The 13,785-nt window shown below is 63.9% G+C and carries 12 protein-coding genes; all 12 read left to right on the forward strand.

The window, feature by feature from the left end; genetic code table 11:
* Nucleotides 1–49: 49 nt before the first annotated feature.
* The 12 genes from QFZ91_RS21605 to QFZ91_RS21660 all read left to right on the forward strand — a co-directional run bounded on the left by QFZ91_RS21605 (nt 50) and on the right by QFZ91_RS21660 (nt 13,632).
* Nucleotides 50–679: a YfgM family protein gene (locus QFZ91_RS21605; RefSeq protein WP_429568370.1), complete on the forward strand. Its 630-nt coding sequence runs from the start codon at nt 50–52 to the stop codon at nt 677–679.
* A 78-nt stretch (nt 680–757) separates the two neighbouring features.
* The gene (gene bamB, locus QFZ91_RS21610; protein WP_429568371.1) at nt 758–1,903 is read left to right on the forward strand and encodes an outer membrane protein assembly factor BamB; all 1,146 of its coding nucleotides are present in this window, start codon (nt 758–760) and stop codon (nt 1,901–1,903) included.
* 467 nt (nt 1,904–2,370) lie between these two features.
* Nucleotides 2,371–3,708 (forward strand): ribosome biogenesis GTPase Der, encoded by a 1,338-nt coding sequence (gene der, locus QFZ91_RS21615; protein WP_429568372.1) that lies wholly within the window; start codon nt 2,371–2,373, stop codon nt 3,706–3,708.
* Between the two features lie 175 nt (nt 3,709–3,883).
* Nucleotides 3,884–4,120 carry an RNA chaperone Hfq gene (hfq, locus tag QFZ91_RS21620; protein WP_006051315.1) on the forward strand — a complete coding sequence of 79 codons (237 nt, stop codon included), beginning with the start codon at nt 3,884–3,886 and terminating at the stop codon, nt 4,118–4,120.
* A gap of 75 nt (nt 4,121–4,195) precedes the next feature.
* On the forward strand, nt 4,196–5,368 hold the full coding sequence (hflX, locus tag QFZ91_RS21625; protein WP_429568373.1) for a GTPase HflX: 1,173 nt from the start codon (nt 4,196–4,198) through the stop codon (nt 5,366–5,368).
* Between the two features lie 49 nt (nt 5,369–5,417).
* Complete coding sequence (gene hflK, locus QFZ91_RS21630; RefSeq protein ID WP_429568374.1) at nt 5,418–6,827, forward strand: FtsH protease activity modulator HflK; 1,410 nt, start codon at nt 5,418–5,420, stop codon at nt 6,825–6,827.
* A gap of 15 nt (nt 6,828–6,842) precedes the next feature.
* The gene (gene hflC / locus QFZ91_RS21635; RefSeq protein ID WP_176108228.1) at nt 6,843–7,748 is read left to right on the forward strand and encodes a protease modulator HflC; all 906 of its coding nucleotides are present in this window, start codon (nt 6,843–6,845) and stop codon (nt 7,746–7,748) included.
* Nucleotides 7,749–7,791: 43 nt separating this feature from the next.
* Nucleotides 7,792–7,983 carry a DUF2065 domain-containing protein gene (locus QFZ91_RS21640; protein WP_176108229.1) on the forward strand — a complete coding sequence of 64 codons (192 nt, stop codon included), beginning with the start codon at nt 7,792–7,794 and terminating at the stop codon, nt 7,981–7,983.
* Nucleotides 7,984–8,201: 218 nt separating this feature from the next.
* Entirely contained in the window at nt 8,202–9,353 is a 1,152-nt protein-coding gene (locus QFZ91_RS21645; RefSeq protein WP_429568375.1) for an ATP phosphoribosyltransferase regulatory subunit, read from the forward strand.
* 220 nt (nt 9,354–9,573) lie between these two features.
* A complete protein-coding gene (locus QFZ91_RS21650) occupies nt 9,574–10,920 on the forward strand; it encodes an adenylosuccinate synthase (protein ID WP_429568376.1) in 1,347 nt (448 codons plus the stop codon).
* Nucleotides 10,921–10,938: 18 nt separating this feature from the next.
* Complete coding sequence (locus QFZ91_RS21655) at nt 10,939–11,511, forward strand: phosphoribosyltransferase (RefSeq protein ID WP_013089770.1); 573 nt, start codon at nt 10,939–10,941, stop codon at nt 11,509–11,511.
* Nucleotides 11,512–11,745: 234 nt separating this feature from the next.
* Nucleotides 11,746–13,632 carry a potassium transporter Kup gene (locus QFZ91_RS21660; RefSeq protein ID WP_176379942.1) on the forward strand — a complete coding sequence of 629 codons (1,887 nt, stop codon included), beginning with the start codon at nt 11,746–11,748 and terminating at the stop codon, nt 13,630–13,632.
* The last annotated feature ends 153 nt before the right edge of the window (nt 13,633–13,785 follow it).

Raw genomic sequence — 13,785 nt, forward strand, 5'->3', positions numbered from 1 at the left:
CGGCTGGCTCGACACGCACACATAGCAAGAATGAGGAAATCGCCGGGCAATGAGTTACCACGACGAACAAGAATCGATTGAAAGTCTGAAGGCATGGTGGCAGCAGTGGGGCAATGCGACCACGTGGATCGCGCTGGTGGTGTTGTTGGCAGGCGCGAGCTGGAATGGCTGGAATTTCTGGCAGCGTCGCCAGGCCGCGGAAGCCGCGGTGCTGTATGACCAGGTTCAACAGGCCACGGCATCGGGCGACAAGGCGCAGATCGCGCGCGTCGCCGCCGACATGGAAGACAAGTTCGGCCGCACCGCCTACGCTCAGATGACCGCGCTCGGCGCCGCCAAGGCGCTCTACATCGCTGGCGACGAAGCCGGCGCGAAGGCGCAGCTGCAATGGGCGATCGATCACGCGAAAGACGACGAGTTCAAGCAGATCGCGAAGCTGCGCATGGCATCGCTGCTGCTCGACGACAAGGCGTACGACCAGGGGCTTGCGCTTCTGGCGGAGCCGCAATCCGATGCCTTCAAGGGCGTCGTGGCGGACCGCCGCGGCGACCTGCTCGCCGCCCAAGGCAAGCGCGACGACGCGCGCGCGGCCTACAAGCTCGCGCTCGACTCGCTGTCGAAGAGCGACAGTTCGGCGCGCCAGCTGATCCAGTTCAAGCTGGATGCGCTTGGCGGCTGAGCGTCCCGCGCGGCGCGCCGCGAGCCACGACCGCAAGACGGTCTCCTTTAATCCATTTCCTGAATGCTTCGTCCACCGATGAATCTGCTGAAACGTTACGCCGTGCCCGTTATCTGTGCGATGACCGTTCTCACGCTGGGGGCTTGCTCGTCCACGAAAGACGAGCGCCGTGTGCCGACACCGCTCACCGAGTTCAAACCCGTTCTCGACGTGCAGCAGTCCTGGTCGGCGAGCGTCGGCAAGGCGGGCCGCTACATGTTCTCGCCGGTTGCCGTCGGCAATGCCGTGTACGCTGCCGGCACGAACGGCACGGTCGCCAAGATCGACGCGCAAACGGGCAAGGACGTATGGCGCGTCAAGCTGCATGACGATCTGTCGGCGGGCGTCGGCAGCGATGGCACGCTCACCGCGGTCGGCGGCCTGAAGGGTGACGTATACGTGCTCGGCGCGGACGGCAAGGAGCTGTGGACCGCGAAGGCGCCGGGCGAGATCATTTCGCCGCCGCTCGTCGGCAACGGCCTCGTGGTCGTGCGCACGATCGACGGCCAGATCGTCGCGTTCAACGCGCAAACCGGCGAGCAGAAGTGGAACTTCCGCAACCGCGCGGTGCCGTTGAACCTGCGCGTGTCATCGGGCATGACGTTCGCGGGCGACGCGGCCGTGCTGGCCGGCTTCCCGGGCGGTTCGTTCGCCGCTATCAATCTGCAGACGGGCGACGCCTACTGGCAGACGCCGGTGTCGTATCCGAAGGGCGTGACCGAGGTCGAGCGTATCAACGACGTGACCGGCCCGCCCACGCTGGTGGGTTCGGAGACCTGCGCGGTGACGTTCCAGGGCCAGATTGGCTGTTTCGACGCGAACTCGGGCCGCGCGCTGTGGGGCAAGCCGTTCTCGAGCACGAGCGGCCTCGCGCAGGATGAGCGCAGCGTGGTCGCCGCCGACGACTGGTCGGTCGTGTCCGCGTTCGACGTGAACAACGGTTCGGTGCTGTGGAAGAACGAGGCGCTGAAGAACCGCGAACTGAGCGTGCCGATGCTGCTCGGCCGCGCGGCCGTGTTCGGTGACTACAAGGGCTTCGTGCATTTCCTGTCGACCGCCGACGGCACGCTCGTCGCGCGGGTCAAGACCGACGGCAGCGCGATTACCGCCGCACCGGTGCTGGCCGGCGACACGCTGGTCATCCAGACGCGCGATGGCGGCCTGTTCGGCTATCGTCCGCGCTGATCGCTATAGATGGTGTCAGGCGCGCAGGCCGGCTTTGCCGGCCGCGCGCTTTTTAATTGAAGTCTGCGTGGGCCTTGGCGCACGGCTCCTGCCTCGGGTTGCCACTCCGTCCGTGGCGTGATCGGGCAGGCTCAATAGAAAAATCGCCGGACGGGCTGGTCCGGCAAGTCGGATCGAAGCTGCGCCCGCCGGCATCGAAGGCGGTGCGTGCGCTTGGTCGGCGGCTTCGCGAACCCCGGAAGCACTCGCGCACGAGCGTCGGCCGCCGAGCAGCCCGGTCTGAAGCAGGCGACCCCCGGTGGCGTCTGCGCAGCCACTCCCGTCCGCCTGGATGCGCGTGTCGATCGCGCCTCCGGAGCAGGCTGAATTCGTGATAATTTCGTCAAAACGCCGCCGCGTGGCGGCTGCCTGGCGTCGCTAAGCGCGCGATCGATTGCGATCCCGCGTTTCACCGTGAACAACATCAGATGAAACCCGTTATTGCCCTCGTTGGGCGCCCCAATGTGGGGAAATCCACGCTGTTCAACCGCCTTACGCGTTCGCGTGATGCGCTGGTTGCCGACCTGCCCGGTCTCACGCGCGATCGCCACTACGGCGAAGGACGCACCGGCGAGGGGCCTTATCTGGTCGTCGATACCGGCGGCTTCGAGCCTGTCGCGAAGGACGGCATCCTGCACGAGATGGCGCGCCAGACCCGCCAGGCGGTCGAGGAGTCGGACGTCGTCGTGTTCATCGTCGATGGCCGCAACGGGCTCGCCCCGCAGGACAAGTCGATCGCCGACTATCTGCGCAAGGTCGGCCGGCCCATCTTCCTCGTCGTCAACAAGTCCGAGGGGATGAAGTACACCAACGTCGCAGCCGACTTCTACGAACTCGGCCTCGGCGACCCGCGCGCGATCTCGGCCGCGCACGGCGACGGCGTCACCGACATGATCAACGAGGCGCTCGAAGTCGCGTATGCCGGTCAGCCGGAAGAGAGCGAGGAAGACAAGGAAGCGCGCGGCGTGAAGATCGCGATCGTCGGGCGGCCGAACGTCGGCAAGTCGACGCTGATCAATGCGCTGGTCGGCGAAGAGCGCGTGATCGCGTTCGATATGCCCGGCACTACGCGCGACTCGATCTACGTCGATTTCGAACGTAACGGCAAGCCATATACGCTGATCGACACGGCCGGCCTACGCCGCCGCGGCAAGGTGTTCGAGGCGATCGAAAAGTTCTCGGTCGTGAAGACGCTGCAGTCGATTTCCGATGCGAACGTCGTGATTCTGCTGCTCGACGCGCGTCAGGACATCTCGGATCAGGATGCGCACATCGCTGGCTTCGTCGTCGAGCAGGGCCGCGCTCTGGTGGTTGGCGTGAACAAATGGGACGGTCTCGATCCGCATGTGCGCGAGCGCACCAAAGCCGACCTCGAACGCAAACTAAAATTCCTGGACTTCGCCAAATTCCATTTTATTTCCGCCGCGGAAAAAACCGGGATTGGGCCGCTGATGCGTTCGGTCGACGACGCGTACACGGCCGCGATGTCGAAGCTGCCGACGCCGAAGCTGACGCGCGCGCTGATCGAGGCGGTCGAGTTCCAGCAGCCGCGCCGCCGCGGTCCGGTGCGTCCGAAGCTGCGTTATGCACACCAGGGCGGGCAGAATCCGCCGATTATCGTGATTCACGGCAATGCGCTCGACGCGATCACCGACACGTATAAGCGGTACCTCGAAAATCGCTTCCGGGAAACTTTCAAGCTGACGGGGACTCCATTGCGAATAGAGTTCAGATCGTCGACGAACCCTTACGCGGACAAAGGCTGAAGCAGGCTGAAGCTGGTCTTAAACCTGGGCTGAAACCCGCATGTATGCTGGGTTTGGCCGGTGGTCCCGGGCCCGCGCGTCGAAATGAAAATCAGCTATAGTGTAGCGGTTGGCGGCGGATCTCTTTTTCTTCGCCGTCAATTCAGTCAACCTGCAAAAAAATACGGAGTTTGCTATGAGCAACAAAGGGCAATTGTTACAAGACCCGTTTTTGAACGCCCTGCGTAAAGAGCATGTGCCGGTGTCGATCTACCTGGTCAACGGCATCAAGCTTCAAGGGAACATCGAATCGTTCGACCAGTACGTCGTGTTGCTCCGGAATACGGTCACCCAGATGGTTTACAAGCACGCGATTTCGACGGTCGTGCCGGCCCGTCCGGTGAATTTCCACCCGGATTCCGAACAGTCCTAACCCTCGCCGCGGCCGGCACAGCGTCGCCCCCGTTGGCGATTCGCTCCCGGTCGCGTCATTTTGATACCCTCCAATTTGATCAATGCAGCGCTCGTTGGCATCGACTTCGGCAAGATCGATTTCGAAGCCAGTCTCGAAGAACTCAGCCTGCTCGCGCAAAGCGCGGGCGCGAACCCCGTAGTCACCCTCACCGGACGCCGTTCCAGTCCCGACGCGAAGATGTTCGTCGGGAGCGGCAAGGTTGAAGAATTGCGCCTTGCCTGTGAAGCGAACGACATCGAACTCGTGATCTTCAACCATGCTCTGGCGCCTGCGCAGCAGCGCAATCTGGAGCGGGCGCTTAATCGGCGCGTGGTCGATCGCACCAGTCTGATCCTCGACATTTTTGCGCAGCGCGCACGCAGCCACGAAGGCAAGCTGCAGGTCGAGCTCGCGCAGCTGCAATATCTGTCGACCCGGCTGATTCGCGCCTGGACCCACCTCGAACGTCAGAAGGGCGGTATCGGTTTGCGCGGTCCGGGTGAAACGCAGCTCGAAACCGACCGCCGGCTGATCGGCGAGCGCATCAAGGCACTGAAGATCCGCCTCGACAAGCTGCGCCGCCAGCACGGCACGCAGCGTCGCGCGCGTAATCGCAACCAGACGATGTCGGTGTCGCTCGTCGGCTATACGAACGCTGGGAAATCGACGCTCTTCAACGCTCTTACCAAGGCGCAGGCGTATGCCGCCGACCAGTTGTTCGCGACGCTCGATACCACCTCGCGGCGCGTGTATCTCGGCGACGAAGCGGGGCAGGTAGTGGTGTCCGATACCGTCGGTTTCATCCGCGAACTGCCGCATCAGCTCGTCGCGGCGTTTCGAGCGACGCTCGAGGAAACCATTCACGCGGACCTGTTGCTGCATGTCGTCGATGCATCGAGTGCAGTGCGGCTCGATCAGATCGATCAGGTGAACGAGGTGTTGCACGCGATCGGCGCGGACACGATCCGCCAGGTGCTCGTGTTCAACAAAATAGATGCGGTGCCAGAGCTGGCAGCCCGTGGGGACGCGGTCGAGCGGGACGAGTATGGTAATATTTCGCGCGTCTTTTTGAGCGCGCGCACCGGGCAGGGGCTGGATGCGTTGCGCGCTGCCATCGCCGAAATCGCTACAGCCGAACCGCTTGCCGAGATGCCGCTCGATGCGTCGCAAGATGACCGCTCGGCGCAACTGCGCGAAGACCACAAGATTCCAGAACTCGGGCGCTGACCCGTTCCAATTGCACTGACCCGCTGTCTACTCTGGTGAACGAACACAGGTGAACGATTACAACGAGCGGAGTATCTGGCTGCGTATGCGCGCCTTGCTTTCACTGAACGATCCGCGTTGGGGCCGGGGCGACGGCAACGGCGACCGGCAACGGCCGAACGATCCGAAGCGACCGGGGCGCGACGGTGAAGGTCCGCCCGATCTCGACGAAATGTGGCGCGATTTCAATCGCCGTCTGTCCCGGATTTTCGGCCGCAAGGGCGGCGGTGTCGGCGGCGGTGGCCGTCCGGCGGACAACGGCCGCGGCGCGCGCATCGGCGTCGGCATCGTGATCGGCGTGCTGATCGCAATCTATCTCGGCAGCGGCGTGTTCGTCGTACAGGATGGCCAGGCGGCCGTCGTGCTGCAGTTCGGCAAGTATCGCTATACCGCGGCGCAGGGCGTGCACTGGCGTCTGCCGTATCCGTTCGAGTCCCACGAGTTCGTCAACGTCGGCCAGATCCGCCAGGTCGAGATCGGCCGTAGCAACGTGGTGCGTCTCGCCAACGTGAAGGATTCATCGATGCTCACGCACGACGGCGACATCGTCGACGTGCGCTTCGCCGTACAGTACCAGGTGCGTAAGCCCAACGACTTTCTATTTCGCAGCGTCGATCCCGATCAGAGCGTGATGCATGCCGCGCAGGCGGCGGTGCGCGGCATCGTCGGAGCGCACAGCACCAGCGACATTCTCGATCAGGATCACGAAACACTGCGCCAGCAGCTGATCGCGTCGATCCAGCAATCGCTCGATCAGTATCAGTCCGGTCTCGGAGTCACGGGTGTGACGATTCAGAGCGTGCAGGTGCCCGAGCAGGTGCAACCCGCGTTCGCCGACGCTGCGAAGGTGCACGACGAAAACGAACGCGCCAAACGCGATGCGCAGGCTTATGCCGCCGAGCTCGTGCCGCGCGCGCAAGCCGACGTCGATCGTCAGGTCCAGGAAGCCAAGACCTACAGTCAGAACACGGTCGCGCAGGCGCAGGCCGAGGCCGAGCGCTTCAAGCAGGTCTACGCGCAATACGCGAAGGCGCCGGCCCTCGTGCGCTTCCGCCTGTACATGGAAACCATGCAGCAGATTTACGCGAACGCGACCAAGGTGTTCGTCGACGCAAAGAACGGCAACAACGTGCTGTATCTGCCGCTCGACAGGCTCGTCGAGCAGAACCGCGAGCGTCAGGCCGCGGCCGCGGGCGCCGCCGCTTCGGGTCCGGCCGTCGCGGGCGCGCCGCAAGCGGCGAGCGCGGCTGCGCCGTCGGCTGCGTCGGCCGCTGAGACCGGTGCCGCGGCGGGCTCCGCCGCCGAGGGCGCATCCGGCCCCGCCGCTTCCGCGCCTGCGCCGGCGAGCCGGCCGAGCGCCGCGTCGCTGCGTTCGCGCGAAGCATTCCGCAATCGCATGCGCGAAGAAGACGTTCAATAAGGAGCGCACGAGAATATGAACCGAATCATTGCGCTCGTCGTCGCCGTCGTCATCGTGCTGTTCGCGGCATCGTCGATGGTGTTCGTCGTCGATCAACGGCATATGGCCGTGCTGTCTGCGCGCGGCGACGCCGTGCCCACGCTGCTCGGCCCAGGGCTGCATGTGAAGCTGCCGCCGCCGTTGCAAACGGTGACTTTCGTCGACAATCGCATCCAGTCGCTCGACGCACCCGACGAAGATCATTACGTCACGTCCGACAAAACCGATCTGCTGGTCAACCCGGTCGTCAAGTTCCGTGTGACCGATCCGCTGAAGCTGATCGCCGAAACGAAAGGCGATCCGCAGAGCCTGCCCGACCGGCTCGCGCTGCTGTCGCGCGGCGCGCTCGGCGACGCGTTCGGCAAGTTCACACTATCCGACGCGCTCGCGAAACAGCAGGCGGTCGCCGAAGAGGCGCGCGGTGCGATGGACAAGAGCGCGGCATCGCTCGGCGTGTCGGTCGTGGATGTGCAGCTCACGCGCGTCGATTTCCCGGCGGCGGTGGCCGACTCGGTGTTCAAGCGCATGATCGCCGCGCGCCAGCAGGTCGCAGCGGACGAGCGCGCGAAGGGCGCCGCAGAAGCGAACCAGATCCGCGCTGACGCGCTCGCGAAGCAGCAGGCGGTGCTCGCCGACGGCCTCGCGCAGGCGCAGGGCATTCGCGGCGAAGGCGATGCGAAGGCCGCGGAGATCGCCGCCGAAGCGTTCGGCAAGGACCCGCAGTTCTATCAGTTTTATCAAAGCATGCAAGCGTACCGGAAGACCTTCAAACCGGGCGATCTGATCGTGGTCGACTCCAGTAGCGAGTTCTTCCGCTTCATGCGTAGCCCGACCGGCGGCGTCGCCCCGGACGCTTCCGCGCCTGCTGCGCACAAACGCTGATTACCGAAGGCCGCGGCATCCGCATCGCGGCCGCTTCACTCGCATGGACATAGCTGGCTCGTTATTGCTCGCGATCGCGCTGATGCTGATTATCGAGGGGATGTTTCCGTTCGTTTTTCCGAGCGCCTGGCGCGACACGTTTCGTAAAATAGCGGAACGACCGGCGCATCAGATTCGGGTCGGTGGGCTCATCGTGATGTTGCTCGGGCTGGTTCTGCTGTTCATCGCGACCTGAAGCCGGCTTGCTTGTCTGACGAACGCTGCGTGCTGCCGCGTGTTTCGTCCGCCCGAGCGAAACGCACACTGTTCCGGTCAGGCCGCAGCGCGTCGCGCGCGAGCCGCAAAACGCCACCCGAGCGTCGGTGTCAGCCGCCAGAATCAAGCCGCTATACGCCATTCACACTCATCATCGGCGCTACAAGACGCCGTGTTCAACGCCGTAGGACTGTATCGATGTCGACCTGGTTGCTTCCTGAGAATATCGCCGACGTGCTGCCGTCGGAGGCCCGCAAGATCGAAGAATTGCGGCGTCATTTGCTGGACCGTTTCCGCTCGTACGGCTACGAGATGGTGATGCCGCCGCTGCTCGAATACCTCGAGTCGTTGCTGACGGGCGGTGGGCAGGACCTGAATCTGCGCACCTTCAAGCTCGTCGATCAACTGTCGGGCCGCACGCTCGGTCTGCGCGCCGACATCACGCCACAGGTGGCGCGAATCGACGCGCATCTGCTGAACCGCCAGGGTGTCACGCGTCTTTGCTACGCGGGCAATGTCGCGCATACGCGGCCGCGCGGCCTGCATGCGACGCGTGAGCAGATCCAGATCGGTGCGGAAATCTACGGCCACGCGGGCCTCGAAGCGGACCTCGAAATCCAGCAGCTGATGCTCGACGCACTGCGTCTCGCCGGCCTCGCGAAGGTGCGTCTGGACCTGTGTCACGCGGGCGTGCTGGCGGCGCTGATCGAAGCCGAGCCGGCCGCCGAGGAACTCGGCCAGGCGCTCTACGACGCACTGGCCGGCAAGGACGTGCCGCGCCTCGTCGAGATGACCGCGCAATGCTCGCCGGTGATTCGCGATGCGCTGCGCGCGCTGCCTACTTTGTACGGCGACGCTTCGGTGCTCGAAGAGGCCCGCGCGCGTCTGCCGAATTCGCCGGCGATCGCCCGCGCGCTCGACGACCTCGCGTTCCTCGCGAGCCAGGTCGACGGCGCCGAAGTGATGATCGACCTCGCCGATCTGCGCGGCTACGCGTACCACAGTGGCGTAATGTTCTCCGCTTACGTGGACGGCGTGCCGAACGCGGTGGCGCGCGGCGGCCGTTACGACCACGTCGGCCAGGCCTATGGCCGCGCCCGCGCGGCAACCGGCTTTTCGCTGGATCTGCGTGAAGTCGCGCGAATCTCGCCGATCGAAGCGCGCAGCAGCGCGATCCTCGCGCCGTGGCGGCACGACGAGGCGTTGCGCGTGGCGGTCGCGGCATTGCGTGATGGTGGCGAAGTGGTGATCCAGGCGCTGCCTGGCCACAAGCACGATCTCGATGAATTCGCGTTCGACCGCGTGCTGGTCGAGCGCAATGGCGCATGGGTGGTCGAACCGCGCGCTTGAGCCGCGCGTTCCGATCGACTCCGCCGGGAACAGGTTTCCGGCGCTCGCTAGAGGGCGGTGCAACCATCGTCCGAACCGGGTGCGGTCGAGGGACTTTTCGCGGCCGCGCATCCCTCGCAATACTCAACATAACGTGCATACCGTTGAGCGGAAACGGAAAAATTCCGGAAGCTTCCGCGAACCTAGGTAAAATACGTTTTTAACCAGCTTACGAAACAACATGTCTGCCAGCGCAGTGAATGTGAACCCCGGGCGCAACGTCGTCGTCGTGGGTACCCAATGGGGTGATGAGGGCAAGGGCAAGATCGTCGACTGGCTGACGGACCACGCTCAGGGCGTCGTTCGCTTCCAGGGCGGTCACAATGCCGGCCACACGCTTATCATCGGCGGCAAGAAAACCATCTTGCGTCTGATTCCGTCGGGCATCATGCATGCCGGCGTCGCGTGCTATATCGGCAATGGCGTCGTGTTGTCGCCGGAAGCGCTGTTCAAGGAAATCGGCGAACTCGAAGCCGCCGGCATCGACGTCCAGAAGCGTCTGTTCATTTCCGAAGCCACCACGCTGATCCTGCCGTATCACATCGCGATCGACCAGGGCCGCGAAGCGCGCCGCGGCGCGAGCAAGATCGGCACGACCGGCCGCGGCATCGGCCCGGCATATGAAGACAAAGTCGCGCGCCGCGGCCTGCGCGTGCAGGACCTGTTCGACGCGTCAGCCTTCGCCGAGCGCCTGCGCGAAAACCTCGACTACCACAACTTCGTGCTCACGCAGTACCTCGGTGCCGCCGCGGTCGACTTCCAGCAAACGCTCGACACGATGCTGAGCTACGCCGACCGTCTGAAGCCGATGGTCACCGACGTGTCGCGCCGCCTGTACGACGTCAACGCGAACGGCGGCAATCTGCTGTTCGAAGGCGCGCAGGGCACGCTGCTCGACATCGACCACGGCACCTATCCGTTCGTCACGTCGAGCAACTGCGTCGCGGGTGCCGCGACAGCGGGCGCGGGCGTCGGTCCGCAGAAGCTCAACTACATCCTCGGCATCACCAAGGCGTACTGCACGCGTGTTGGTTCGGGCCCGTTCCCGAGCGAACTGTACGATGCGGACAATACCTCGCGTCAGGACCCGATCGGTCTCGAACTCGCCACCGTCGGCAAGGAATTCGGCTCGGTCACCGGCCGTCCGCGCCGCACCGGCTGGCTCGACGTCTCGGCGCTGCGCCGCTCGATCCAGATCAACGGCGTGACGGGTCTGTGCATGACCAAGCTCGACGTGCTCGACGGTCTCGACGAGGTGAAGCTGTGCGTCGGTTATACGGTCGACGGACAGAACGTCGATCTGCTGCCGCGCGGCGCGACGGAAGTCGCGCGCTGCGTACCGGTCTACGAAACCTTCGCGGGCTGGAAGGAAAGCACGGTCGGCATCAGGGAATGGGACAAGCTGCCCGCCAACGCGCGTGCGTACCTGACGCGCGTGCAGGAAGTCGCGGGCATTCCGATCGACATGGTGTCCACCGGTCCGGATCGCGACGAAACGATTCTGCTGCGTCATCCGTTCAAGGTTTAAGTGATGCAAGGTGTACCGATGATCGCGATGAAAGATCCGCGTAACGACGACAAGAACCTGTGGGTCGGCTGGGACGAATATCACCGGCTGATCGAGGTGCTCGCACTTGCCGTGCACGAATCGGGCTGGAAGTTCGACAAGATCCTGTGCCTCGCGCGCGGCGGTCTGCGCGTCGGCGACCAGCTATCGCGCATCTACGATCTGCCGCTAGCGATTCTCGCAACGAGCTCGTATCGCGAGGCGGCCGGCACGCAGCAGGGCGAACTCGACATCGCGCAATACATCACGATGACGCGCGGCGAACTGCACGGCAACGTGCTGCTCGTCGACGACCTCGTCGATTCGGGTGTCACGCTCGCGCGCGTGCAGCAGCATCTGAAGGAACGCTATCCGGCCATCACTGCGGTGCGCTCAGCGGTGCTGTGGTACAAGGGCTGCTCGAAGGTGAAGCCCGATTATCACGTGCAGTATCTGCCGACCAACCCGTGGATTCATCAGCCGTTCGAGGAGTGGGACACGGTGCGTCCGCATAACCTTGGCGCGTGGATCAAGCGCGGCATTGCCCAGGCCGAGGAGGCGTCGGGCAATTAACGCAAGGCCGCGCGCGGCATCGCGGTGTCACAAAACGGAGCCCAGTCGGGCTCCGTTTTTTATGCACCCCACACGCCGCGCTGGGACGCCCGCCCCGCGGCAGACGCGTCCATATCGCAGTGCTACACTGCGCGGACATCCACGTGGCGTATCCACAACAAGCCGGGCGGTACCGGATGGGCAGTTTAAAATAGCGGGCGTTTTTTCCGCCCAGGAACGGATTTCCTCGCGTCCATGACAGATAACAACCACGAACACAAACAGCCGCTTCCTTCCCTTGCGCTTGCCGCGATCGGAGTGGTGTTCGGCGACATCGGTACGAGTCCGTTGTACTCGCTGAAGGAAGCCTTCAGCCCGTCGCACGGTATCCCGTTGACCGATCAGTCGATCCTGGGCGTGATCTCGCTGCTGTTCTGGGCAATCATGATCGTGGTCGGCGTCAAGTACGTGCTGTTCGTGATGCGCGCCGACAACAACGGCGAGGGCGGCGTCCTCGCGCTGATGGCGCTGGCGTTGCGCTCGGTCGATCAGAAATCGAAAATGGCCGGCCTGCTGATGATGCTCGGCATCTTCGGCGCCTGCATGTTTTACGGCGACGCGGTGATCACGCCGGCGATCTCGGTGATCTCGGCGGTCGAAGGTCTGGAAATCGCCGCGCCGCATCTGTCGCATCTGGTGATTCCGCTGACCATCGTGATCCTGATCGTGCTGTTTTGGATCCAGCGGCACGGCACGGCCACGGTCGGCCGTCTGTTCGGGCCGATCATGACGCTGTGGTTCCTCGTGCTCGCCGCGCTCGGCCTGTGGCACATCATGCAGTCGCCGAACGTGATCCGCGCGCTCAATCCGTACTACGCGTACACCTTCATGGCCGCGCACGTGCTGCAGGCCTACGTGGTGCTCGGCTCGGTCGTGCTGGTGCTGACCGGCGCCGAAGCGCTGTATGCGGACATGGGCCACTTCGGCGCGAAGCCGATTCGCATGGCGTGGTACGTGCTGGTGATGCCGTCGCTGGTGCTGAACTACTTCGGCCAGGGCGCGTTGCTGATGCACGACTCGAAGGCGATCGAAAATCCGTTCTTCCTGCTCGCGCCGGACTGGGCGCTGTTGCCGCTCGTCGTGCTGTCGACGGTTGCGACGGTGATCGCGTCGCAGGCGGTGATTTCGGGCGCGTATTCGCTGACGAGCCAGGCGATCCAGCTCGGCTACGTGCCGCGCATGAAGGTCCTGCACACGTCCGAACTCGCGATCGGGCAGATCTATGTGCCGGTCGTGAACTGGATGCTGCTGTTCATCATCCTTTGCATCGTGATCGCGTTCAAGAGCTCCGACAATCTGGCGGCCGCGTACGGTATCGCGGTGACGGCAACGATGGTGATCACGACGATCCTCGCGTGCGTCGTGATGGTGAAGGTGTGGAACTGGAACAAACTGCTCGTCGGACTCATCATCGGCGTGTTCCTGGTGGTCGACCTCGGCTTTTTCGGCGCGAATCTGCTGAAGGTCGAAGAGGGCGGCTGGTTGCCGCTGTGCATCGGCGGCTTGCTGTTCTTCCTGCTGATGACGTGGTTCAAGGGCAGGATGATCGTGAAGGAACGCACGGCCGCCGACGGTATTCCGCTGATGCCGTTCCTGCAAGGCCTGCTCGCGCATCCGCCGCATCGCGTGTCGGGCACCGCGATCTATCTGACCGGCAGCGACTCGCTGGTGCCGGTGAGCCTGCTGCATAACCTGAAGCATAACAAAGTGCTGCACGAGCGCACGATCTTCCTGACCTTCGTCACGCGCGACATTCCGTATGTGAAAGACTCCGATCGCGTGACCGTGAAGGACATGAACGGCGGCCTGTGGCTGGTGAAGGCAGCCTACGGTTTTAACGAAACGCCCGACGTAAAGGCGGTGCTGCTCGACGTCGGCCGCTCGCACGACATGACGTTCGAATTGATGGACACGTCGTTCTTCCTCGCGCGCGAAACGGTGGTGCCGACGCAATTGCCGGGCATGTCGGTGTGGCGCGAGCGGGTGTTCGCGTGGATGCATCAGAACGCCGCCAAGCCGACCGACTTCTTCAGCATCCCGGCTAACCGGGTCGTGGAACTGGGGACGAAGATCGAGATTTGACGGCCCGCGCGTGACGTGCGGGAGCGTCAGCAAAAAGCCCACGCAATGCGTGGGCTTTTGATTCGTGCGCGCGTGCGTGTAAGCGGTTGAGCGCGCGACGCAGTCATGTAACGGACCGGAGCACGTCCAACGACGTGCACCGGTCCGATACGC

It is taken from the genome of Paraburkholderia sp. JPY419 (assembly GCF_050435705.1).
GTDB classification, from domain to species: Bacteria; Pseudomonadota; Gammaproteobacteria; order Burkholderiales; family Burkholderiaceae; genus Paraburkholderia; species Paraburkholderia youngii.

Excerpts from the sequence above, each read along its gene's own strand:
- der (WP_429568372.1), top strand. The coding sequence starts at position 2,371 with ATGAAACCCGTTATTGCCCTCGTTGGGCGCCCCAATGTGGGGAAATCC.
- QFZ91_RS21640 (WP_176108229.1), top strand. The coding sequence starts at position 7,792 with ATGGACATAGCTGGCTCGTTATTGCTCGCGATCGCGCTGATGCTGATT.
- hflC (WP_176108228.1), top strand. The coding sequence starts at position 6,843 with ATGAACCGAATCATTGCGCTCGTCGTCGCCGTCGTCATCGTGCTGTTC.
- QFZ91_RS21645 (WP_429568375.1), top strand. The coding sequence starts at position 8,202 with ATGTCGACCTGGTTGCTTCCTGAGAATATCGCCGACGTGCTGCCGTCG.
- QFZ91_RS21660 (WP_176379942.1), top strand. The coding sequence starts at position 11,746 with ATGACAGATAACAACCACGAACACAAACAGCCGCTTCCTTCCCTTGCG.
- QFZ91_RS21605 (WP_429568370.1), top strand. The coding sequence starts at position 50 with ATGAGTTACCACGACGAACAAGAATCGATTGAAAGTCTGAAGGCATGG.
- QFZ91_RS21655 (WP_013089770.1), top strand. The coding sequence starts at position 10,939 with ATGATCGCGATGAAAGATCCGCGTAACGACGACAAGAACCTGTGGGTC.
- bamB (WP_429568371.1), top strand. The coding sequence starts at position 758 with ATGAATCTGCTGAAACGTTACGCCGTGCCCGTTATCTGTGCGATGACC.
- hfq (WP_006051315.1), top strand. The coding sequence starts at position 3,884 with ATGAGCAACAAAGGGCAATTGTTACAAGACCCGTTTTTGAACGCCCTG.
- QFZ91_RS21650 (WP_429568376.1), top strand. The coding sequence starts at position 9,574 with ATGTCTGCCAGCGCAGTGAATGTGAACCCCGGGCGCAACGTCGTCGTC.